Origin of the sequence: Candidatus Enterococcus testudinis, assembly GCF_002140915.1 — a bacterium.
Taxonomy (GTDB): Bacteria; Bacillota; Bacilli; order Lactobacillales; family Enterococcaceae; genus Enterococcus_D; species Enterococcus_D testudinis.
Genome location: NZ_NGKU01000001.1, coordinates 188,302 through 210,913, shown reverse-complemented (window position 1 = coordinate 210,913; position 22,612 = coordinate 188,302). Strand labels below are relative to the sequence as shown.

17 protein-coding genes, 1 pseudogene and 1 other annotated feature (1 of these 19 cut by a window edge) are annotated in these 22,612 nt (G+C 44.0%); of the genes and pseudogenes, 6 read left to right on the top strand and 12 right to left on the bottom strand.

Features of this window, described 5'->3' with window-relative positions; all coding sequences use genetic code 11:
• Nucleotides 1-338: 338 nt before the first annotated feature.
• The 5 genes from A5886_RS01045 to A5886_RS01025 all read right to left on the bottom strand — a co-directional run bounded on the left by A5886_RS01045 (nt 339) and on the right by A5886_RS01025 (nt 7,880).
• On the bottom strand, nt 339-1,283 hold the full coding sequence (locus tag A5886_RS01045) for a 3'-5' exoribonuclease YhaM family protein (protein ID WP_086273235.1): 945 nt from the start codon (nt 1,281-1,283) through the stop codon (nt 339-341).
• Nucleotides 1,280-3,976: an AAA family ATPase gene (locus tag A5886_RS01040; protein WP_086273234.1), complete on the bottom strand. Its 2,697-nt coding sequence runs from the start codon at nt 3,974-3,976 to the stop codon at nt 1,280-1,282. Before A5886_RS01040 ends, A5886_RS01045 begins: the two co-directional genes overlap by 4 nt.
• Nucleotides 3,963-5,165 (bottom strand): metallophosphoesterase family protein, encoded by a 1,203-nt coding sequence (locus tag A5886_RS01035; RefSeq protein ID WP_086273233.1) that lies wholly within the window; start codon nt 5,163-5,165, stop codon nt 3,963-3,965. The genes A5886_RS01040 and A5886_RS01035 overlap by 14 nt, the downstream gene beginning before the upstream one ends.
• A 136-nt stretch (nt 5,166-5,301) precedes the next feature.
• Nucleotides 5,302-5,643 carry a YlbF/YmcA family competence regulator gene (locus A5886_RS01030; RefSeq protein WP_086273232.1) on the bottom strand — a complete coding sequence of 114 codons (342 nt, stop codon included), beginning with the start codon at nt 5,641-5,643 and terminating at the stop codon, nt 5,302-5,304.
• Between the two features lie 74 nt (nt 5,644-5,717).
• A complete protein-coding gene (locus tag A5886_RS01025; protein WP_086273231.1) occupies nt 5,718-7,880 on the bottom strand; it encodes a PBP1A family penicillin-binding protein in 2,163 nt (720 codons plus the stop codon).
• Between the two features lie 188 nt (nt 7,881-8,068).
• Between A5886_RS01025 and A5886_RS01020 the strand changes: the two genes are divergently transcribed.
• Nucleotides 8,069-8,923, top strand: coding sequence for an RluA family pseudouridine synthase (locus tag A5886_RS01020; protein WP_086273230.1), 855 nt, complete (start codon nt 8,069-8,071; stop codon nt 8,921-8,923).
• A 33-nt stretch (nt 8,924-8,956) separates the two neighbouring features.
• Here the strand turns inward: A5886_RS01020 and A5886_RS01015 are convergent, their stop codons facing one another.
• Nucleotides 8,957-9,679, bottom strand: a complete 723-nt coding sequence (locus A5886_RS01015) for a pseudouridine synthase (protein ID WP_086273229.1) — start codon at nt 9,677-9,679, stop codon at nt 8,957-8,959.
• 90 nt (nt 9,680-9,769) lie between these two features.
• On the bottom strand, nt 9,770-11,416 hold the full coding sequence (locus A5886_RS01010; protein ID WP_086273228.1) for a putative polysaccharide biosynthesis protein: 1,647 nt from the start codon (nt 11,414-11,416) through the stop codon (nt 9,770-9,772).
• Between the two features lie 201 nt (nt 11,417-11,617).
• On the opposite strand from A5886_RS01010, the gene murE reads away from it, so the two are divergent.
• Nucleotides 11,618-13,141: a UDP-N-acetylmuramyl-tripeptide synthetase gene (gene murE, locus A5886_RS01005; RefSeq protein ID WP_086273227.1), complete on the top strand. Its 1,524-nt coding sequence runs from the start codon at nt 11,618-11,620 to the stop codon at nt 13,139-13,141.
• Nucleotides 13,142-13,220: 79 nt separating this feature from the next.
• Here murE and A5886_RS01000 read toward each other — a convergent pair whose 3' ends face one another.
• Nucleotides 13,221-13,520, bottom strand: coding sequence for a DUF5960 family protein (locus A5886_RS01000; protein ID WP_086273226.1), 300 nt, complete (start codon nt 13,518-13,520; stop codon nt 13,221-13,223).
• Between the two features lie 215 nt (nt 13,521-13,735).
• On the opposite strand from A5886_RS01000, the gene A5886_RS00995 reads away from it, so the two are divergent.
• Nucleotides 13,736-13,963, top strand: coding sequence for a hypothetical protein (locus A5886_RS00995; protein WP_086273225.1), 228 nt, complete (start codon nt 13,736-13,738; stop codon nt 13,961-13,963).
• A 93-nt stretch (nt 13,964-14,056) separates the two neighbouring features.
• Here the strand turns inward: A5886_RS00995 and leuS are convergent, their stop codons facing one another.
• Both leuS and A5886_RS00985 read right to left on the bottom strand, forming a co-directional pair.
• On the bottom strand, nt 14,057-16,471 hold the full coding sequence (gene leuS / locus A5886_RS00990) for a leucine--tRNA ligase (RefSeq protein WP_086273224.1): 2,415 nt from the start codon (nt 16,469-16,471) through the stop codon (nt 14,057-14,059).
• A gap of 88 nt (nt 16,472-16,559) precedes the next feature.
• Nucleotides 16,560-16,773 (bottom strand) — a binding site (T-box leader).
• Nucleotides 16,774-16,820: 47 nt separating this feature from the next.
• Nucleotides 16,821-18,311 (bottom strand): annotated as a pseudogene (locus tag A5886_RS00985) (LysM peptidoglycan-binding domain-containing protein); the annotation flags it as partial.
• A 236-nt stretch (nt 18,312-18,547) separates the two neighbouring features.
• On the opposite strand from A5886_RS00985, the gene A5886_RS00980 reads away from it, so the two are divergent.
• Genes A5886_RS00980 through mnmM form a run of 3 tightly spaced genes read left to right on the top strand, consistent with a single transcriptional unit; the run spans nt 18,548 to nt 20,748 of the window.
• A complete protein-coding gene (locus tag A5886_RS00980; protein WP_086273222.1) occupies nt 18,548-19,198 on the top strand; it encodes a phosphatase PAP2 family protein in 651 nt (216 codons plus the stop codon).
• Nucleotides 19,199-19,214: 16 nt separating this feature from the next.
• A complete protein-coding gene (gene mnmL / locus A5886_RS00975) occupies nt 19,215-20,198 on the top strand; it encodes a tRNA modification radical SAM protein MnmL/YtqA (protein ID WP_086273221.1) in 984 nt (327 codons plus the stop codon).
• Nucleotides 20,173-20,748, top strand: a complete 576-nt coding sequence (mnmM, locus tag A5886_RS00970; protein WP_086273220.1) for a tRNA 5-(aminomethyl)-2-thiouridylate-methyltransferase MnmM — start codon at nt 20,173-20,175, stop codon at nt 20,746-20,748. Before mnmL ends, mnmM begins: the two co-directional genes overlap by 26 nt.
• Nucleotides 20,749-20,766: 18 nt before the next feature.
• Here mnmM and A5886_RS00965 read toward each other — a convergent pair whose 3' ends face one another.
• Both A5886_RS00965 and metK read right to left on the bottom strand, forming a co-directional pair.
• The gene (locus tag A5886_RS00965; RefSeq protein ID WP_086273219.1) at nt 20,767-21,546 is read right to left on the bottom strand and encodes an alpha/beta hydrolase; all 780 of its coding nucleotides are present in this window, start codon (nt 21,544-21,546) and stop codon (nt 20,767-20,769) included.
• A gap of 126 nt (nt 21,547-21,672) precedes the next feature.
• Nucleotides 21,673-22,612, bottom strand: the 3' portion of a protein-coding gene (gene metK, locus A5886_RS00960) for a methionine adenosyltransferase (RefSeq protein WP_086273218.1). Its footprint extends 245 nt past the window's final position; only the last 940 of its 1,185 coding nucleotides appear in the window; its start codon lies off the right edge, out of view; the stop codon is at nt 21,673-21,675.

Here is a 22,612-nt window from a genome sequence, read left to right as displayed (position 1 = left end):
TTCTCCTACTAACAAAATTCTTTTATTTTTAAAATAGTTATTTCCCCAGACCAATATCTCAGGGCCAAAAAGTGTACGCTTTTCATATCGGGTAGCTTGCTTTACTAACAAAAATAGCCCATCCCTTTAAGTTCTTTCGTTGTCTCTAAACAACGATTAGTGAATCTGTCATGATAAATAATTACTGCATTGCATTTTATTTTCAAAAGAAAATCCTCGTATTGCGTTATTTAAACCTCTTAAAAATTTCTATTTTTTCTAATAAAAAAACCATTGATACCACCGCAAGTAACAGGCGCTATCAATGGTTTTCCTTACGCTTCGATCAGCGTTGTAATTTAGATATTCTTAGGTACATAAAAACTGCGGTTGTCCATGCCGAAAATGCGGTCACTATACTCACCAGGTTCGGTTAGGCGGATCGATGTCAGCATCATTTGCATGGAAGCATCCAAATTATCGATTTGATGCAAGATTTCGGCTTCCATAATGCGTGGTCTAACAGGTGAGCCGTATTCTAATAAGCCGTGATGGGCTAAGACCATGTGCCGCAATACCACGATATCTTCTTGCTTGTCATCGAATTTCAATGCGATACATGCTTGTGTGATTTCCTCATCAACTAAGACCAAATGACCGACGAGATTACCAGCTAGTGTATACTCCGTCGTCATCGGTCCCGTCAGCTCGATCACTTTCCCCAAGTCATGCAAGATAATACCTGCATACAATAAGGACGCGTTGAGCTCAGGATATTCTTTGACGATGGCTTTGCCTAGACGCAGCATGGTCGTCGTATGATAGGCCAAACCGCTGGCAAATGCATGGTGATTGCGTTTGGCAGCTGGGAATTCAAAAAATTCCTTTTTGTATTTGTTCAACAAGAATCGTACGATTCGATTCCAATGAGGATTGATGATTTCAAACAACGTTTGGTTGATTTCTTCTTCCATATCCTCTTTTTTCAATGGTGCTTTCTCCATGTATTGGCTTGGGTCTTGCCCTTCTTCTGGTTTTGCCAAGCGCAGATGCATGATTTTGACTTGCGGATTGCCTTGATAGACTTCTCGCTTACCGTCTAACAGCACCACTCGCCCGGGTTCAAAACGCGCAATTTCTTCTTCTGACGCATCCCAGAATTTGCCATCGATGGTTCCAGAAGTATCTTGAAATGTAAAAGCAATAAATTTCTTGCCATTCTTTGCGATACGGACATCGGCGTTTTTGATCAATAGAAACAGTTGAAAGGTTTCATCTACGGTCAATTCTCTAATTTTTTTCATTCGACTATTTGGCGGTCAACCAAATTTTCACATCCTTTGCTAAGATCGTACACTGGCTGTTGGTACTTCTGATAATAGCTTACCATTTCTTGGTCAGAAGACAAACAAATTACTTGATATCTTTCCCCAAAGTCTGCCAATAATCGTACCAGACTCTCTTTACGGACACTGTCATAATGTAACCAACCATCATCGATGATCAATGGACTGATGGGTTGCTCTTTTTGTAAGGATAGGTAACCAAATCGAATCGCCATGATCAACTGGTCTTTCGTGCCGGTAGACAAATCAATAATTGAGAATGTCTCACTTTGGTTGGCAACGATCAACATGCCTTGTTCAAAGAGGATCTGCTGATAATGTCCATTGGTCAATTGTGCAAAATATGTGGAAGCTGCGTTCAATAATTGTGGCAACTGCTGCTCTGACAGTTCTGTGGTGATGTCACGCAAGATTGCTGCTGCCAATTGACGGCTGCCCCAAGCAACGGCTAAATCTTGGATTGCGGCCCGCAGTTCACTTTCTTCTTGATACAACTGATTCAATGTGCCATTTTTTTGGCTAGCAGCGACTTCCAGTTCCAATTTTTGTCTATCTTCCGTTTGTACACGAATGGCTTCTTGGACTTGTGCTTGACTTGCTCGCAATCGGTCTTTTTCTTGGCGCAACGTTGCTTCATCGACTTTCTCTGGAAAAATCGGTGTCAGCATCGCTTGCAGCTCTGCTGCTCGTTGCTGGGTACGTTGGGCACTCTCCCACTGTTTCAGCCATAAACTGATTTCAGCAGGCTGATCCAATCCTTGCTGTTGCAGTAATTCTTTGGCACCTATCACCATGTCCGCTCGCTCTTTGCGCAAACGAGCCAACTGTTGAGCCAATAAGGTACTGGGCTGCTGCAGACGGGACAACTTGATTGTTTGCATCTCTTTTGCAAAATCAGCTAATATTGCTAGTTTGTCGGTGATTGCTTTGTTGTGCAGCGGCAGCCAATCTAGATAGGGCTGGAATAACGCTTCGAAGGGGGCTAAGGCCGCGCTTGCTGCTTGTGCGGCTTGACTTGCCTCAGCTTCTTCCTGCAAATAATGCTGATATGCTGCGACATCTGCTTCATAAGCGTCTAGATAGTCGGCCCATTCCTCACTTGGCAATTGACCGAAAAACGGCAGCAGTCCTTGTTGCTTGCGGTCGATCGATTGTTGTTGCTGCTGTGCTTCTTCTTGCAGCTCTGCCTGTTCTTCTTCAATCAGATCCAATTGCAGCAGTGCTGCTTGCCATTCTTCTTTGACCTGCTGCGGGTTAGTCGAACTCTTTTGATTCAGGATAAAGCTACCTATGATGACGATCAGCCCAACACCGCTGACAGCCCAGCGCCACGGACCGAGCAGGAAGCCAAGGACAAAGCCAAGAATAACCAGCACAAGTCCAGCAGCTGGCAAGAGCCAAGACCCGTTACGCTTTTTCTGGCCGCCGGCCAATGTAGGGTGCTGTTGCTCCAGACGAGAGACGGTTGCTTCCAACGGTTGCGCTTTTTCTGCCAGCCATTGCTGGCGGCGCTTGATTTCATTGTCTCGCACCTTCAGGTGGTCCAAACGCTGCAGTGCTTCGCGGATCGGCGGGGTCAAAAAGGGCGGCGATTCACTACGCCATTGCCTTTTGGTCACAAGTTGATTCAATTGCTGGATTGCCTGTGCACGTTTGGCCTCTGCCGCTGTTTGACGATCTGATATACGTACGATCTCTACTTGCTGCTGGAGGAGATGATTGATTGGCTGTTCATGATCCAGATAAAAGAAATATTTGTCGGACGCTTGCCCTTGCTCCAATTGATCCAACTCAGCTTCTTTCTTGCGTAATTCTTCCGTCAGTTGCTGATAGGTTTGATAGAAGGTTTTGATTGCCTGTGCCTGCTGGGGATCTGCTACAGGACGATCTGGGATTTGCTGCCATTCTTCATACAACGCCCAATGACTGATTCGTTGCTGATTTTCTTGATATGCCTCATTCAATGATTGGTTGCGGGCTTGCAAGGAGCCAATATCTGATTGGATTTGGGCAATTTTCTGATACTGCTGCTGTAAATGGGCTTCTTCACTTTCTTTATCAGCGATTTGCTGCTGCAGCTTGCCTAATTGTTTCAATGCTTGATTCAACGGCAATTTCTGTCCCCGTGGTTTATAGACTTGCTGATTATCGCTTTCAAAGCGTGCAACTTGCTGCAGCATGTTTTGGCTGCCGCTGATCCCCAATGAAATCAGGGATTGATGCAGTGCTTCTTCCCCCAACTTATCGATTTGGTTCAATTGCTCTTGCTGAAAGGTAAAAACATCAGCAAACAAAGCCTGATTCAACGGCTGTATATGCGTTGCCAGCCAATCTTCATTGGTGATTTGTCCATTGACATGCACCTTTGCCCGACCACGATCAACTTGGCGATAACGTTCAACGATGACTTCGCCATAGGGTTCGATCTCTATCCATAATTTCCCACCGTAAGCAGCACCATTGCGGGGCGTATAGTCTTTCTTTTTGGCAGTTTTTTTGGGGAACCCAAACAGCATCGCTGCAATAAATTGGTAGAGGGTCGATTTCCCCATTTCATTTTGTCCAAATAGCAATTGATTGTGTCGATCAAAATGAAACTGTTGTTCATGATATTTGCCAAAGCCGGTGATTTCCGCTTTAAGAATGATCATCGCTGTCACCTATCCAATCAAATGTTTGTTGTAGCAAAGCAGTTGTTTCCGCCAAGACATCTTCTTGGAAAGATGCCTGATCGATCCCTCGCTGGATCATTGGATGTTGCAGCAGCTCTGCCAGTCCATCCGAAAAAATGGCAGGATCTTGATACAGCTGAAGGCTTTGTGTCAAGTATGCCTCAGAGATCGCTAAGCTAGATGTTTCCACAGCTGTTTGTGCGGCAGTGATTCCATAGACGACTTGTAATGGCTCAAACTGTGCCAATCGCTCATTGAGGTAAGTGATCCATTCATTTTTTTCTGCATCCATTAACCAATCTGATGGCAGCTGTTGATCATCTTCAATCTGCAAATGCAACAATCTGCCTCGCGGACTTTGGACTTGCTGGATGATCGTTGGCAGCACTTCATTGGCTTCTTTGATCCCAGCCAAAGATACCTGCTGTGTTTCCCAAAATAATTCAGCTACCGATTCTTGTTGGATTTTTGCGCCTTGCGGGGTCAGATCCGCGATCACGACACCGGAAGCCGTCTCCTTCTTGGTTTTACCTTGCGGCGTACCGGGATAAATGATTGGCGGCTCTTCTGCTACTGTTTTTGGAACATGGATATGACCCAACGCCCAGTAGTCATACCCTTTCTTTCTCATCTCACTGACAGAAAACGGCGCATATCGCGTACCCGCTTGATCGCCATGATACAAGCCAATATGGTAATCTACCGCTTTTCTTGGCGGAAAAGCCGAGACTTTATCCCTCTCGATCCATGGATGTTGATAACTAAAACCGCTGATTGCATAGCTTTCGCCATTTTTTGTCACACCTTCAAAGGTTTCCACCGTTTCCGATTCAAATAAATGAACATTTTCTGGAAAAGAAAACCAATACCGTTGCGGATCATAATAATCATGATTGCCAAAAATCATATAAACGGGTATCTCAGCCGCTGCCAAACGATTGATTTCCGTAAAAAAATCATGTTGTACTTTCAAGCTAGGCCGCGCTTGATGGAAGGTATCCCCTGCGAATAAAACAAAATCCACTGCTTGCGCCAATGCCAAATCTGTCAAATGACGCATGACTTGATGGTTGATTCCTGGGAGTTGGGCTTTGACTTTTTCAGATAACAGATGAAGACCTTCAAATGACCGATCGATATGTAAATCGGCGCTATGTAAAAATCGCATGTTGACTCCCCCCTTGATGCTTTTATCATAACATTTCTTTGGCTTTTCGTCAGCAATATACGAAAATTTGTTCGCATAAAAAAGCAGATCTGAGAAAACTCAAATCTGCTTGAAAAACAATCGATCTATTTATCGATTACGCTTCATATAAATCGCGAACGGGACCCATGATGATCCGGTTCAAGTCATTGGCTACTAAACTAAATGCTTGTTCTTTTTGCATCAAATCAGAAACGATGCCATCTTCTTGGATTTTTTGTGAGAGCGTTTGGGCTTGTTGGGCCTCATCTTCTGTCATTTCTTCGCCGGCCATCATTTTTTGTTGCAGGGTTTGCTGTAAGGTTTGGAACTCTTTGAATAACGCATACGCCTCTTCATTGGCTTTCAAACGATCAAATGAGCCTTTCAAATCTTGAAATTGCTCTGACTCCCGCAATTCACGTTCTAATTGATTCGCTGTATCATAAATATTTGCCATTTTATCTCCATCCTTTCACTTTTCTTTAGTATACCATTGTTGCATCATTCATGCCTAGCGCTTGCATGGTTGTTTTAATTGCCGTTGATTGAACGCCATAGTCCGCCGAATAGATCTTTGGTCCCTTCTTTGATCTTGTCGCCAAACTCTTTCACGCCTTCTTTGGCACTTTCAGCAAAATCATTCACCGATTGCTGCCAATTGCTGGAGCTGCTATTGTCATCGCTTTGGGTATCAGGCACCTCGTCTGCGGCCATCAATTGACCACCTGTCAAATAAGCATCTGCTACTTGGAATTGATTGCCTTGTGTATATGGCAATATGTTCTCAGCTTCTGCTTTAAAGACTTTCCCTACGACTTGTCCGCTGGTTCCCGTCAAGTAGTGTTCCGCACTGGATTGTTCAAAGCCAAGCCATGTAGAGATCACTACATCGGGTGTATAGCCCATGATCCATTGGTCATTGACCTTAGACGCATCAAAATTGGTTTCTGTCGTCCCTGTTTTCCCAGCAACTGTGAAGCCGTATGGACTGGCGCTGACACCTGTTCCATTTGAGTAAGTACCCAACATCATGCTGGTCATTTTGTCTGCTGTTTCTTGTGAGATGATCCGCTTGCCTTGTGCGGTGGTATTGTCGACAATCACCGCCCCTGTTGAGTCAACGATTTTGGTGATCAAATGTGGTTGATAGTAATAGCCACCGTTGGCAAAGACACCATACGCAGCAGCCATTGTCATCGGTGATTCCCCTTTTTCTAAACCACCTAATGCCAAGCCCCAATATTTGTCCGAATCGGTCAACGATAGGCCAAAATCTTGCGCCTCGCTATAGCCTCGATCTAATCCAATCTCATGCAACAGCCAAACAGCCGGCAAATTCAAACTTTGGGCCAACGCTTGATACATCGCCACTTCACCGGAATAAGTACCGTCAAAGTTTTGCGCATCATAAAAGTCTAACGGTTCGTCTTGCAAAATACTGTCAGGTTCATACCCTGCTTCTAACGCCGGTGCATAGACACTGATTGGCTTGATCGTTGAGCCTGGTGAACGTTTCATTTGGGTCGCAAAGTTGAACCCGCGGAAAACATGCTCTCCTCGGCGTCCAACCAAAGCCTGCACGCCGCCGGTGTTTGGATCCAATGCTACTGATCCGGATTGGACCATGGTGCCATCAGAAGCATTTGCAGGGAACAATGTATCATTCTTATACGTGGCTTCCATTTGGGCTTGATAATTTTGATCCAGGGCTGTATAAATTTTGTACCCGCGGTTCATGACATCATCGGCGTCTAAGCCATAAGATTCGGCTTCATCAATAACAGCGTCGAAATAATATGGATATTTATAGCCGGATTCAGAATTGCCATAGCCATCATATAGCAGATCCCCTAAAGCCACTTGTGCTTGCTGATCCGCCGTCGTTTGATCCAATACACCATTGTCCACCATCAGACTCAACACGGTATCCCGCCGATTGGTGGCATTTTCCAAATGATCGATAGGGTTGTAGATCGATGGGCCTTTCAGCATGCCCACCAAAGTGGCTGCTTCGCCAATCGACAATTCAGAGGCATTGACACCAAAATATTTGAGAGACGCATCTTGGATGCCCCAGACCCCATTGCCAAAGTAAGAGCTATTGAGATACATTTCTAATATTTCATCTTTGGTATATTTTTTTTCGATTTCAATAGCCAAAAATAGTTCTTTGGCTTTTCTGCTAAAGGTTTGATCCAATGACAGGTAGGCGTTTTTGGCCAATTGTTGGGTGATCGTACTGCCGCCGCCACCTTCGGTACTGCGGTTGATCATGACACGTACCGCTGCTCTGGCGATTCCTTTGATATCAAAACCATGGTGGCTGTAAAAATTACGGTCCTCCGTAGAGATCAAGGCATTGATGACGTCCGTCGAAATATCATCGAGGGAAATATAGGTCCCTTTTTGCGAGTAGAGTTGCCCCGCTTCATCGCCGTTGGCATCGTAAATGACCGTTGACTCTTTCAGTCCTGATTCTAACTCGCTGACCTTGGTATTTTTGGCAATATAGAATAAGTAACCACTCATCACTAAAAGTGCAACCAAACTAAGTAGAATAAAGATTTTGTTGACGTGATATTTTTTCCATATGCGCTTGCGCCATTGGTGAAATTGTTGTAGATAGGGTTTGATCCAGCGCCAAAACGTCAGCCAGCTGGTTTTTATTTTCTGAAGGATGGACTTCCACTCCATTGCTTCACGCTCCTTTTATCAAAGTGTAGCATATAGATGCCGATTTCTTATCCGGCTGCAGTTGGAAATTTTGGGTAATAAACCTTTCTCAGTGTAGCACTGAAAGCTCTTTTTTTTCTATATTTTTTCATAAGAAAAGCTTAAAAATGCTATAATAACAGCAAACGATTAGAAATGAGGTCCATCTTATGGAATATACAATGATTCTGCCTGCAGATCAATCAACAACAACCCTAAGAGAACTTCTCGAAAATGAATGGCTGGTTCCTAGAAAAGTCCGGCATTTCCTGCGTACCCGCAAAGAGGTGCAGGTCAATGACCAACCAGCGATGTTTCATCAAACAGTCTCAGCTGGCGACAAAGTAACCTTGGTGATAGAAGACACTGATTACAGCTATCAACCGGTTCTGTTGGGCAACGCTGTACAAGTCAACGTCTGTTATGAAGACGCGCATTTGATTGTCGTCAACAAACCCGTTGGCATCAAAACACATCCTAACCAACCAGATGAACAGGATACACTGTTGAATCACGTAGCCGCTTATTTGGCACCGACCCGCACACAACCGTATGTCGTCCATCGGCTAGATAAAGAAACGAGTGGTGTGGTCTTATTCGCTAAAAATCCCTTTGTTTTACCAATTCTCGGCCGGATGCTTGAACAAAAAGACATCTATCGTCGTTACCAGGCTGTTGTCTGGGGCCAGATCAACCAAGACCAAACAATCACTACAAAAATCGGCCGTGACCGTCATGATCGTCGCAAACGTGTGATTGATCCTCGCCATGGGCAAACAGCCGTCACCCATGTGACTATTGATCAAAAGCATGCCAAAACGACCACTATCTATTGTGTGTTAGATACCGGCCGGACCCATCAAATCAGGGTGCATTTAGCCAGCATCGGGCATCCAATCGTTGGTGACCCCTTATATCAACAACAGTCTGCCCCTAGAATGATGCTTCATGCCCATGATATACACCTGACACACCCGTTTACAAAAGAATACTTGATCATCACTGCTGAACCCGGACTTTGGTAAAAAAGCCTGCACCGACGTGTGCAGGCTTTTTGGCTATTCTTTTGGCTTTGCCAATAAAGCTAGTTCATCCGTCGTCAGCGGTCGATAACTGCCTACCGGCAAATCAGCAGGTAAGGAGAGGCCACCCATACGAATCCGTTTCAAGTAGCGTACTTCTTTGCCCACTGCTTGGACCATACGCTTGACCTGATGGAATTTGCCTTCATGCAAAATCAATTGGATTTCGCTGGTGCCTTCAATTTGATTTGTATTGGTGATCATCAATTGGGCCGGCAAAGTCCATTCCCCATCTAGTTGCAGCCCTTTTTCAAACACCGATTGGTCTGCTTCTGTCATGATCCCTTCTACTTGTGCGTAGTATTCTTTTTCAACATGTTTTTTTGGTGAGAGCAGTTGATGCGCCAAAACGCCATCATTGGTGATCAAGAGAAAGCCTTCCGTATCTTTGTCCAAACGGCCCACAGGAAACAAATCTTCGCGAAAATCTTCTTCCGTAAATAGATCCAAGACCGTCTCTTCATACGAATCAACAGTTGCTGAAATCACCCCTGCCGGCTTATGGAGCAAGTAATAATACCAGCGTTGATACTGGATCGGTTCTTGATCGAAGCAGACTTGGTCTGTTTGTTCATCGACTTGTGTTTTGTCACTCTTGACGATGTTGTCGTTGACCGTCACGCGTCCTTTTTTGATATAGCCTTTGACCTCTTTACGGGAACCATAGCCCATATCTGCTAAAAATTTATCTAATCGCAAGTTGCCACTTCCTTTTTTATCATATAAAACAGCTGCTAATAAAACAGCCACTAGGCACAACAAAGAGTGGCCCGTGGCTGTTGATATTGATTATTTGATGCGTAATCTGCTTCGCAGACGAACCATTGAAGAACCCAACAGCTTATCCGCTAAGCGAAGTTTCAGTGCACTATACACATAGACACCGCCGCCGACGCCAGCCACGAGGATGCTCAACACAAACGATTGGAATTTGCTTTCTTCGCTCAAGACCAATCCAAATACCTGCCTTGCAATCAAAGCAGCGACAACCATGATCAATGTGAGCACCGCAATCAGCAAGGTGCGCCGTAACGTCAGCACCACATTGAAATGCCCTTTTCGCGCCATTTTCCGCACGTTGAGCCAACAAGTGATCGCTAAAGCAATCGATGTGGCTACCAATGGACCATATACTTGAAAAATGCGGATCGCCGGATATTGCAACAACAGTTTAACGATCAATCCGATAAAGAAATAGACCACTGCTTCTTTGTTATGATACATCCCCTGCAACATGCTGGAACTCAACATGAATAATCCCAAGACCAACCCTGACAGACAGGCAGCGACTAATACGCTGGCGCCAAGCGTGTCTGGTCGGTAAAACAATGTATAAAGGGGATAAGCCAAAATCACCATCCCGAATGTCGCCGGAAACATCACGAATGAATACAACTGCAAGTTATTGCTGATCAACTTCGCTAAGTTAAGTTTGTCCTTTTTCGCCACTGCCTCACTGATCAACGGTAAACCGGTAGAGGCCATCGATGTGGCAAGGCCAATAACCACCATGGTCAATTTATCCGGATTGCTGCCGAAAATCGCCATCATATCCAAAAGCTGATCATTCGAAAACTCGGTAAATCCAGACATGATACGCACAAAGGTATATTGATCGACTAGTTTAAATATAGTGATCCCTGACCCTACAATAATAAATGGAATTGCCTCTTTGATTGTAGAAATAATCAGTTCTTTGGTCTGGATCTCCGTCTCTTCTTTGCTCATATCGATCAGCACGTCCATTCGGACCCGCTGTTTTTGATAATAGTAACCCAAGACGATGACACTGGCCAACACACCGATAAACGCAGCAAATGTCGATTGCGTGACCGCAGCCGTATAATCTCCCTCGATGACCCGCATGATAATAAATGTCGCCAATAACATATAAAAGACCCGTGCGATCTGTTCAATGATCTGCGAGATAGCAAAGGGCTTCATGTCTTGATTGCCTTGGAAATAACCACGCATGACACTCATACATGGAAAGACCAATAAGGCGATACTCAATGAACGCATGGTTGGAATCAATTCTGGACCACCGCCAGAAGCTGTCGCCAACCAAGGTGCAGCCAAGTACATGATGCCCGCGGTGACAACACCAAAGCCGGCCATCAATTGCAACGCTCTTAGAAACAGCCTTTGACTTGTCCGATATTCTTGTCGTGAATTATAATAGGCGATTTGCTTTGCGATCGCTGCTGGAATCCCAGCGGTCGAAATCATTAAAAATAAGGCGTAGACATTATAGCCCATGCCAAATAATGCATTTGCTTTGTCCCCATTGGCACCCATCCAATAGTACCAAGGCAGGATGTAAATGGCACCTAATAGTCGTGAGCCAATATTCCCCATGGTCATCCAAGCAGAACCTTGGGCCATTTTTTCTTGTGTGGTCAATTCTTTTGATACGGATTGCGTGTGTTTATCCATCGCTGTTATCTCCAACTTTCTACAAACATATCTCTTTCATTTTAATTCGAAAAGCAAGGAGTCGCAATCTATTTTTGCAACATCTTAAAGTTTCTTCAAATTATGTTCGGATTACCGAAAACTTTTAAATTAGAAAACCGAGGTTTTTCATCGATATGCTATAATAAGAGAAATGTTGAGAAGAAACGAAGGAGACACATTATGCAAAACGCAACCATGACCGTTCAACAAATTCGAACTATTTTGTTGCAAAAAAACCTTTTAAAAGAATTGATCACGCCCCAAGAATGGGCGTATACCGTACCAGAACCTATGACAGATTTAGGCTTTAACGCTTTGAGTTACGACTCTCGCCAAGCCAGAGAAGGAACCCTCTTTTTTTGTAAAGGTGCCGCCTTTGAACAACGCTATCTCGAAGCAGCTATCCATCAAGGAAGCACCTGTTATATTGCTGAACGCCCTTATGAAGATGTTGCCGCCTTTGGGATCATTGTGACAGATATTCGCGAAGCAATGGCTGTCATTGCCCCCGCATTTTATGGCAACCCACAAGAACGATTAGTAACGATCGGTATCACAGGGACGAAAGGCAAAACCAGCTGTGCCTATTTTGCGCGGGCGATTTTAGCCAAATCTACCAATCATAAAGTTGCTTTTTTCTCATCCGAAGAAAATTCAGTAGATGGCCACTCCTTTCATGGTGCCGTTTTAACAACACCGGAGACATTGGATCTTTATGCGATGATGGCAGAGGCTGTCGACAATGGCATGACCCATTTGGTGATGGAGGTCTCTTCCCAAGCTTACAAAACCAAGCGTGTAGCAGGACTCACCTTTGATATTGGTGTATTTTTGAATATTTCTCCGGATCATATCGGTCCTGTTGAGCACCCTACTTTTGATGATTATCTTTTTTGCAAACGGCAGTTGATCCGCAATAGCCGGCAAATGATTTTGAATCGGCAAAGCGACCATTATCCATTGTTGCGAGAAACATGTGAAGTTCACCAAGTACCTTTTATTACCTATGGACGTGGGGAAGCAGATTATATCGTGCAAGACGGGATTGATCCCAAGTCCTTCACCATGACTGCATCATCAGATGTCTTACAAGTAACGGGTCTTTATCAACTTGGCTTACTCGGTTCTTTCAATCACGAGAATGCAGCCGCGGCGATTTTAGCTGCTTGTCTCGCGGGTGCGCATGCAAGTGATGCCCAAGCAGAGCTGCCTAAAGTAGTCATTCCTGGACGGATGGTCGTCTTAGAAAAAAACAATGGTGCTGTGATCATCGTGGATTACGCCCACAACTACTTAAGTTTCCAATCCTTGAGTCAACTTGCACGCCAACTCCGACCAAATGGAAAGCTACTCTTTGTGACGGGTAGTGCAGGGGGAAAAGCCGAATCTCGCCGTAGCGATATGGGCAGAGCCTTATCTGAATATGCAGATACCGTCTATTTGACCAGTGATGATCCCAATTTTGAAGACCCTCGTGCGATTGCGGCTGAAATTGCCGCATCGATCACCAACGATCACTTACGCGTCGTTTACGAGATGGACCGTCAAGTTGCTGTGACAGCCGCTATCGCCGAAGCACAAAGTGAAGATATTGTCATTTTGGCTGGCAAAGGAACGGAAGCCTTTCTAAAAGTAAACGGTCAAAAAGCGCCTTACCCAGGAGATCTCATTCTCGCACAACAGTTCGCGGCAGATGTACAGTAATACTGAGCAAAAAAAGACAACATATCCCTTTGCTGAACCTCAAGGATATGCTGTCTTTTCTGTTGTTTGGGCATGTTTGTTATGGTTGTTCATCTTCATAGGTTTCGTATACATAAGGCGTCCCATCATAACGAAACTCGGTAGAAATTGCTGCATCAAGGTCTTCGGTAAACATCAATTTGCTGAAAGGGAATAAAAAGGATTGTCCGTCCTTGGCTGCTTCTGCAGGCAAACGATAAAATAATTGTTCTTCTGTCAATTGCTGATTCAACTGCGCCAATACATCTGTTGACACAGTATCCTCATCAAACGTGTCTTTGGCAATTCGTGCATAATCTTCAAAAAAAGCCTCTTGGCCTTCAAATGCTTGATAGTCCATATAGATCCCTCTTTCTTTATTTGCTATCTTTATTATACGAGAGTCTGCTTGGATCAGCGAATAATATGATTTTGGTTTGTCTTTGGCTTATGCCCCTCACTATATGTCAATCATATTTCAATGGTGTTACGAATCAATTATTTGACAAATTCTTATTGAAGACCCTTGCATCTTTTGTATAATGATACATAGAGAATATTAAAGGGGCAGACGGCATGAACAACGTTAAGAAAAAAATCTTCTTCGGTACCAGTGCAGCGCTGGGTTTTATCGCAATGATCGCTTTGGCAACGCAATTTTTGATTTCTAATCACTTACTCGGTGGAAATGACTCATCAGAGATCTTCACACGGGCGACCTATCCGAATGGATTATTGTTAGTGATTTTGATTCCTTTGATTGCAACAGCTATTTTGTTCTATGGCATCATCCGCAAAAAGTAAGCAAAAGACACCGTTGCGTGTCTTTTTTTTGAACAACCACAAAATGATTGAAACAAAAAAGGAAAATAGCCTGAGCTATTTTCCTTTTTTGGCTTAATTGGCGACGATATTGACCAATTTATTCGGTACAACAATGACTTTACGTATTGTTTTTCCTTGAATTTGTTCCTGAACAAGAGCATTGTCTTTGGCTAATTGTTCTAGTGTCTCTTTGTCTGCATCAGCTGGTACTTTGGCTTTGGCACGTACCTTGCCGTTGACTTGGAAGACCACTTCGATTTCATCTTCTACGAGTGCAGAGGCATCAAATATTGGCCATGCCGCGTAAGAAATACCTTCGTCATTGCCTAGGATCGACCATAGTTCTTCACCAATATGCGGAACGATCGGTGACAGCAATTGCACGAATCCTTCTACATACTCATATGGCAAAGCATCTGCTTTATACGCCTCATTGACAAAGACCATCAATTGCGAAATAGCTGTATTGAAGTGAAGCTGCTCGAAATCTTCCGTTACTTTTTTCACGGTTTGATGATAGACCTTGGTCAAGGTGCCATCATTGAACGTGGTGATGCGGTCACGCATTTTGCCCTCTTCATCCACAATCAGACGCCAAACGCGATCTAAGAACTTCCGACTACCTTCTAATCCATTTTCATTCCAAGCAATCGAGGCATCCAACGGGCCCATAAACATTTCATATAAGCGCAATGTATCTGCACCATACTGATTGATCACATCATCTGGGTTCACGACATTGCCACGAGATTTAGACATTTTTTCATTGTTTTCACCCAAGATCATTCCTTGGTTGAATAATTTTTCAAAAGGTTCTTTGGTTGGTACTACACCGATATCATACAAGAACTTATGCCAGAAGCGGGCATACAGCAAGTGTAATACGGCGTGTTCTGCCCCACCGATATAGATATCAACTGGCATCCAACGTTTCAACTTGTCATAATCGGCCAAGACTGACTTATTATGGGGATCGATAAAGCGTAAGAAATACCAAGAACTGCCCGCCCATTGCGGCATAGTGTTGGTTTCACGACGGCCTTTCTTGCCTGTTTCAGGATCAGTGACGTTGACCCATTCAGTGACGTTGGCTAATGGTGACTCACCTGTGCCGCTAGGTTTGATATTGTCTGTGACCGGCAAACGCAATGGCAGTTGGTCTTCGCTTAACGCGGTTGTTGTACCATCTTCCCAGTGAATGATTGGAATTGGTTCACCCCAATACCGTTGACGTGAAAACAACCAGTCCCGCAAACGGTAGCTGATTTCTTTTTTGCCGACTTGGTGTTCTTCTAACCAAGCAACCATCTTCTCGATGGCCGTTTCTTTGTCCATGCCATCTAGGAATTCAGAATTGATATGAAGGCCGTCTTCTGTATAGGCTGCTTCAGTCACATCCCCGCCAGCCAGAACTGGAATGATGTCTAAGCCAAATGTTTTGGCAAAATCGTGGTCTCGTTCATCATGGGCAGGTACTGCCATGATGGCACCTGTTCCATAGGTCGCCAAGACATAGTCAGCGATCCAAATCGGGATTTCTTTCCCGTTTACAGGATTGATTGCATAGGCACCTGTGAAAACACCGGTTTTTTCTTTGGCTAGATCTGTTCGATTCAAGTCAGATTTTTTGGCTGCTTCTTCCACATAGGCTGCAACAGCTGCTTGCTGCTCGGTTGTGGTGATTTGTTCTACCAACGCATGTTCTGGTGCGAGAACGGCATAAGTCGCACCAAATAAAGTATCTGGTCGAGTCGTGAACACAGTAAAGTCTTTGTCGGTATCGGCAATGTTGAAAGTCACATTCGCGCCAATAGAGCGTCCGATCCAATTTCGCTGCATCTCTTTGATGCTTTCTGGCCAATCTACCTCTTCCAAATCATCCAATAAACGATCTGCATAAGCTGTGATCTTAAGCATCCATTGGCGCATAGGTTTGCGGATAACGTCATAGCCGCCGCGTTCGCTTTTGCCATCGATCACTTCTTCATTTGCGATAACTGTGCCTAATTCTGGCACCCAATTGACTGGCACTTCTGCTTCATACGCCAAGCCTTTTTCATAAAGTTTGGTAAAAATCCATTGCGTCCATTTGTAATACTCAGGATCCGTCGTATTGATTTCACGGTTCCAATCATAACTGAAGCCCAATGCGTTGATTTGACGACGGAACGTCTCAATATTTTTTTTGGTGAACTCAGCCGGATCATTTCCAGTATCTAAGGCATATTGTTCTGCTGGCAGGCCAAATGCATCCCAGCCCATTGGATGCAGCACGTTGTAGCCTTGGCTGCGCTTAAAACGACTGAGAATATCTGTCGCTGTATATCCTTCTGGGTGACCCACATGCAATCCTTGTCCAGATGGATAAGGAAACATATCTAATGCATAAAATTTGGGTTTGTCTGGCGCATCATGGGTATTGAATTCATTTTTCTTCGCCCAATATTTTTGCCATTTTTTTTCAATTTCTTTGTGATTGTAATTCACGACGGACGCCTCCTATAAATTTGTGTTTTGCTTGCTGACTGGCAATCAAAACTGATAAAAAAAAGTCCTATAAAAATCAATCTGATTTTCATAGGACGTTATCAACGTGGTACCACCTAAATTCATCTGCTCCCTAAAGAAACAGACCTCGATGTTGTAACGGCCATCGCCGTATCTGCCTAGTCATTGTTCAGTCAGATATCACTTGAAGGTGAGTTCGAAAGGTGTGCTGTGCATTCTCACCAACCATGCACTCTCTGAAGCCCCAACGCTTTTCTACTATTCCTTCTCAAATGTGAAAAGATTCATTGCATTTATCCTATCAAATATTTGACGGAATAGCAATCTATTTTACCCTCACACTTTGGCCTGGGTAAATAAAATTGTTTTGGATGTTGTTCCATTGAATAAATTGATCCGTAGAAATACCAAACTGATTGGCAATTCCCCAAACAGAGTCGCCAGATGCAACGGTGTAAGTCCCCGCTGAAGCAGTCGTACTTGTCGTACTTGACGATGTACTTGTTGTCGACGCACCTGTTATCGATAATTGTTGACCTGGGTAAACAAAGTCGTTCTGGATATTGTTTATGCTGCGCAATTGGTCCATGGAGATATTGTTTTTGTTGGCAATCGACCAAACCGAATCACCTGAAACGACAGTATAGGTGCCTTTAGATGATGTCGTTGTTGTATTAGCAGTGCTTGTTGTGTTGCTTGTACTGGCAGTGCTAGTCGTTGACGAACTGCTTGAAACCGATAATGTTTGACCTGGATAAATGAAATCATTTTGGATATTATTGGCACTGCGTAATTGATCCATGGAGATGCCATATTTATTGGCTACTGACCAAACTGAGTCACCTGAAACGACGGTATAACTGCCAGTCGCAGATGCAGCAGTCGTTGCATTCTTGTTGACCAATGAAACCGTCGTACTAGAAGTTGCAGTATTTGTCGATCCAGATACTGCTAATGTTTGACCTGGATAGATGAAATCATTTTGGATATTGTTTGCACTGCGCAATTGATCCATGGAGATACCATATTTATTGGCTACAGACCAAACTGAATCACCTGAAACGACGGTGTACGTGCTGCCGCTTGTGGTGGTGCTGGTTGTAGTACTAGTCGCAGTAATTGTGCTGGTGTTGACAGTCGCGCCGCCGCCAGCATTGCCAGAGGCTGGTGTGTCATATTTTGTTAACCCATATTGTTGGATCACTGCATTTAAAGAAGAGGCATAATTTGGTGCAGTTGCATAGCGACCAGTCAACCAAGCTGTCGCATCTAAATAAGAGCTGGTATTGCTTTTCCAAGCACCTGAATAATAACTGTTGCTGCGAATCACACTGGCATTATCTTGAAAAGATTGTGTGTAAGAAGGATACTGTCTGAACGGTTCACTCATGGTGACCCATTGGCCATTCAAGTACTCTAATGTACTCATGTAGACGGTTTGACCATTATATGATCCTTTGACACCAAATAGATTATAGTTTGGCGCTTTAGATAAGCTGCTTCTTCCCCAACCACTTTCAAGGATTGCTTGTGCGATCATGACCGATGCATAGAGGTCATTGGCTTGAGCGACCGGTTGTGCATAAGTCGCGATCTCAGTAATAAAAGCGGATGTATTCGGCGCGGCAAAATTGCTGGTAGAAACTTGTGCCACTGAGGTTTCCACTGCTTCCGCTTGAACAGCAGGCATCAGAGGCGTAACAACAGAGATAGCCGTTAAGGTAGTACCTAAAACGGCTGCACTTTTTCTCATCACTTGATACAATTCACTCGCATGTTCTCGTTGCTGCTGCACTTTCTGTGTCTGACTTGTTTCCATGACCCTAAATCCCCCGTTTTTCCTTTTAATGAACGTAGGTTAAGTATACAGTTTCTTAAGATTTTATAAAAGATATTTGGGCGTTTTTTATAAACTGTAAACTCTTTGTAATCAAACGAACATTATTCGCAATACGAAAGAATCTTGGGTTCCTTGACCAAACAATGCTATAATTGGATGCGAAAGATGATTTATCTCGTTATATAGCTGAATATTTGGGAGTGACGGACACATTTATGCAAAAAAAATTAATCTATCAGTACGCAGGGAGCTGTTTTTTATTGCTCTTTGTTTTTTTAGGATATGTAGTGAAGTTTTATCCTAGTTGGCTGAACCCTTTTGACGAAACGTTGACACGTGTGATTCGCAGTGGTTATCCAATGATGACCCCATTTTTCTTATGGGTGACTAAATTTGCCAATCCCATCACGATCATTCTTTTGTTCTTGGTTGTGCTGGCTGTCTTTTTGATCAATAAATATTATGCGGAAGCCCTTTGGCTAGGACTTGGTACTATCGGTATCGCCGGATTATTCAATCCGCTGATCAAACTCGTTTTTTTGCGTGAACGACCAACCTTAGAACATTTAGTGGTTGAAACAAGTTCAAGTTTCCCAAGTGGCCATTCAACGGGAAGTATGGTATTTTACGGCTCCTTATTGCTATTGATACCGATTCTATTCAAGCAGTCTTTTTGGCAGTGGACGCTGCGAATCCTGCTTGGCGTATTGATTGCTTTGATTGGCATCAGCCGCATCTATGTCGGCGTGCATTTCCCGAGCGATGTATTAGGCGGCTTTTGTGTTGGCTTATCTTGGTTGTTGCTGACCTATCCCTATTACCGTCAAAAACGGTTTGTCTGGCGATTTACCCGAAAACAATTATAGAAGAAGGCGAAAGTTCATGAATTCATTTCCATATGCAGAGGACAAAAACAAACGATACCATTCGTGGAACTTTGCTTTGCGACAGCAATTTGGTGAAAAAATTTTTAAGGTGCCCATCGACGCGGGATTTGACTGTCCCAATCGTGATGGCACGGTTGCAAAAGGCGGCTGCACGTTTTGTAGTGTGTCTGGCTCTGGTGATATGATCATTGCGCCTGAAGCACCTTTGCCCGAACAATTCAATAAAGAAATCAATATGATGCATAAAAAATGGCCCCATGTAAATCAATACATTGTGTATTTTCAAAACTTCACGAATACCCATGCGCCAGTGGACGTGATACGAGAACGATTCGAACAAGTCTTGACCATGCCTGGCGTTGTTGGTATTTCAATAGGTACCCGTCCGGACTGTTTGCCTGATGATGTGGTTGACTACTTGGCTGAATTGAATCAGCGCTTTTATTTATGGGTCGAATTGGGTTTGCAAACAACATTTGAAACGACAAGTCACGCCATCAACCGCGCCCATGACTATCAAACCTATCTAGATGGTGTAGCAAAGCTGAGAAAACATCAGATTCGTGTCTGCACGCATTTAATCAATGGCTTGCCGGGGGAAACGATCGAGATGATGCAAGAAAATGTCCGGCGAACGATCCAAGACTCTGACATCCAAGGAATCAAATTGCATTTGCTGCATCTGATGCGTAATACGCGAATGTTGCGAGATTATCATGAAGGTCGCTTGCAACTGATGGATAGAGATTCCTATGTATCCTTGATTTGCGATCAGCTTGAGATGATTCCACAAGAGATCATCATCCACCGTTTGACAGGGGACGCTCCATGGGATGCGTTGATTGGTCCGATGTGGAGTTTAAAAAAATGGGAAGTTCTCAACGAAATCGATCGTGAAATGGCACGCAGAGATTCGTATCAAGGGCTATTTTCTGTAAGTCAGGGGAATAATTATGCTGCCAACAGCCATGCATTATAGCCACACCTTATTAAAAGAAATTGTCCAGCCAGGTCAAACAGTCGTTGATGCCACGATGGGGAATGGTTTTGATACCGAATTATTGGCATCGTTGGTTGGGCCAAAGGGGCGTGTGTTCGCATTTGATATCCAAGAGCAAGCATTGACCATAACGAAACAACGCTTAGCACAAAAGCAGCTATTGTCGCAAGTATCGTTGCTTCATCTTGGCCACGAACATGTCGCTGAATATGTACAAGGTCCGATTCAAGCAGCAATATTTAACCTAGGCTATTTGCCGCGGGGAGATAAAGAAATCATTACGTTGCCAGCAACGACAAAGCAAGCGCTAGAAGCCCTACTGCTACTTCTGGCCCCTCGTGGTCGGATCATCATCGTATGCTATTATGGGCACCAAGGCGGCGCTGCTGAACTTGCTGCAGTTCAGCAATTTTGCGCAGAATTGCCGCAAGAATCCTTTAATGTTTTGTCTTATCAATTCATCAACCAACGCAATCAGCCCCCAATCCTTTATTGTATCGAACGCAAAAAAACAGCACTCCCCGTGTAACGGTAGGTGCTGTTTTTGTTATCCCTCGTGAATCCAGGCAAGAACACGTTGGATCCATTGATCCCAAAATTGCCAATCATGTACACCCGTTCCAGATTCGAACGTGACAGGAATTTGTCGGTTGGTCAGCTTTTCTACTGCATATTCACTTGCAGGAAAGAGTTGGTCCTCTGTGCCACAACTTATATAAAAGCGTGGAGCCCTACTTGGTTCAAGGGTCTCGATCAAATGGATCAGATCATTGTCAGATCCTTTAAAATCAGCGATTGGGCCAAAAATACCTTCCCAATAAGCTTGGCTGCGCAATTGCAATAAGTTCTCCATACTTTCTGCCATGGCCAAAGCACCTGATAAAGAGGCTACTGCCGCAAAACGTTCTGGTTTACGTAAGCCTAACTTCATGGCACCGTATCCACCCATTGATAGTCCAGCAGCAAAAGTGTTTGCTCTTTTCGTACTTAACTGCGGAAAGAGTTCATGAACAATAGTCGGTAATTCTTCAGCTATGAAGGTCCAATAGTTCATTTCATAAGACGTATCCGTGTACCAGCCTAAATCAGTGGATGGCATGATCACTGCTAATTGATACGCAGAGACATAACGTTCAATGGCGGTTCTTCTTTGCCAGACACTATGGTTGCCCCCCATGCCATGCAGCAAATAAAGTACGGGAATATCGTCACCTTGGTTCTGCGTAGCTGTACCGATCGTTTTTTCTGTTTGTTGAGGAAGAATGACATCGACCATTACTTCCATCTCCAATACATTGGAGTAAATATTCGCTTGTAAAAAAGCCATGTGATCACCTGCGATTCTTTTTTTACATTGTACCAGATTCTTTATAGATTGTCCGTCTCAAAACTACTAACATACGAAGCCAAAATAGAGCCCCTTATTGAGATCGATCAATAAGGGGCTCCACTATTAGTCCTTCACACTTGTTAGTAACGCATCTACTTTATCGGTACGTTCCCAAGGCAAATCGATATCAGTACGGCCAAAATGTCCGTATGCAGCAGTCTGACGATAAATCGGACGGCGCAAATCTAACATATCGATAATACCAGCTGGTCGCAAATCAAAGTTTTCCCGGATTGCTTGGATCAACCGTTCATTGCTGACAGTGCCCGTTCCAAATGTATTGACACTGATTGATACAGGTTGCGCAACACCGATTGCATACGCCAATTGAACTTCTGCTTTTTGTGCTAGTTTAGCAGCCACGATATTTTTAGCAATATAACGAGCAGCATAACTTGCAGAGCGGTCAACCTTGGTTGCATCTTTCCCTGAGAAAGCACCACCACCGTGACGGGCGTATCCTCCATACGTATCAACAATAATCTTTCTTCCGGTCAAACCAGCGTCCCCTTGAGGTCCACCAATCACAAACCGACCAGTTGGATTGATATAATATTTTGTCTGCTCATCTAAGAGATTTGCAGGAATGACCTCTTTGATCACTTGTTCGATCACATCATGACGAATCGTCTCATTATCCACAGCATCATCATGTTGTGTACTGATCACGACTGTATCCACTCGTTGCGGTTGATCGTTGTCATCATATTCAACAGTGACCTGTGATTTGGCATCAGGACGCAAATAAGGCAATGTGTCAGATTTGCGCAGTTCAGCTAACCGACGAACCAAGCGATGGCTCAAAGCAATCGGCAATGGCATCAACTCAGGTGTTTCGTCCACAGCAAAACCAAACATCAAACCTTGGTCTCCTGCACCGATATCTTCTTTATCTGCATCTTCACGAATCTCTAATGCGGCATCTACACCTTGTGCAATATCTGGTGATTGTTCATCGATTGCAACCAAGACTGCAACGGTATCACCATCAAAACCAAATTTC

Coding starts and splice junctions, on each gene's coding strand:
- A5886_RS01010 (WP_086273228.1), bottom strand. CDS start 11,416: ATGGATAAACACACGCAATCCGTATCAAAAGAATTGACCACACAAGAA.
- A5886_RS01040 (WP_086273234.1), bottom strand. CDS start 3,976: ATGATCATTCTTAAAGCGGAAATCACCGGCTTTGGCAAATATCATGAA.
- murE (WP_086273227.1), top strand. CDS start 11,618: ATGCAAAACGCAACCATGACCGTTCAACAAATTCGAACTATTTTGTTG.
- A5886_RS00980 (WP_086273222.1), top strand. CDS start 18,548: ATGCAAAAAAAATTAATCTATCAGTACGCAGGGAGCTGTTTTTTATTG.
- A5886_RS01020 (WP_086273230.1), top strand. CDS start 8,069: ATGGAATATACAATGATTCTGCCTGCAGATCAATCAACAACAACCCTA.
- A5886_RS01045 (WP_086273235.1), bottom strand. CDS start 1,283: ATGAAAAAAATTAGAGAATTGACCGTAGATGAAACCTTTCAACTGTTT.
- A5886_RS00995 (WP_086273225.1), top strand. CDS start 13,736: ATGAACAACGTTAAGAAAAAAATCTTCTTCGGTACCAGTGCAGCGCTG.
- A5886_RS01025 (WP_086273231.1), bottom strand. CDS start 7,880: ATGGAGTGGAAGTCCATCCTTCAGAAAATAAAAACCAGCTGGCTGACG.
- A5886_RS01035 (WP_086273233.1), bottom strand. CDS start 5,165: ATGCGATTTTTACATAGCGCCGATTTACATATCGATCGGTCATTTGAA.
- A5886_RS01030 (WP_086273232.1), bottom strand. CDS start 5,643: ATGGCAAATATTTATGATACAGCGAATCAATTAGAACGTGAATTGCGG.
- A5886_RS00965 (WP_086273219.1), bottom strand. CDS start 21,546: ATGGCTTTTTTACAAGCGAATATTTACTCCAATGTATTGGAGATGGAA.
- mnmM (WP_086273220.1), top strand. CDS start 20,173: ATGCTGCCAACAGCCATGCATTATAGCCACACCTTATTAAAAGAAATT.
- A5886_RS01000 (WP_086273226.1), bottom strand. CDS start 13,520: ATGGACTATCAAGCATTTGAAGGCCAAGAGGCTTTTTTTGAAGATTAT.
- mnmL (WP_086273221.1), top strand. CDS start 19,215: ATGAATTCATTTCCATATGCAGAGGACAAAAACAAACGATACCATTCG.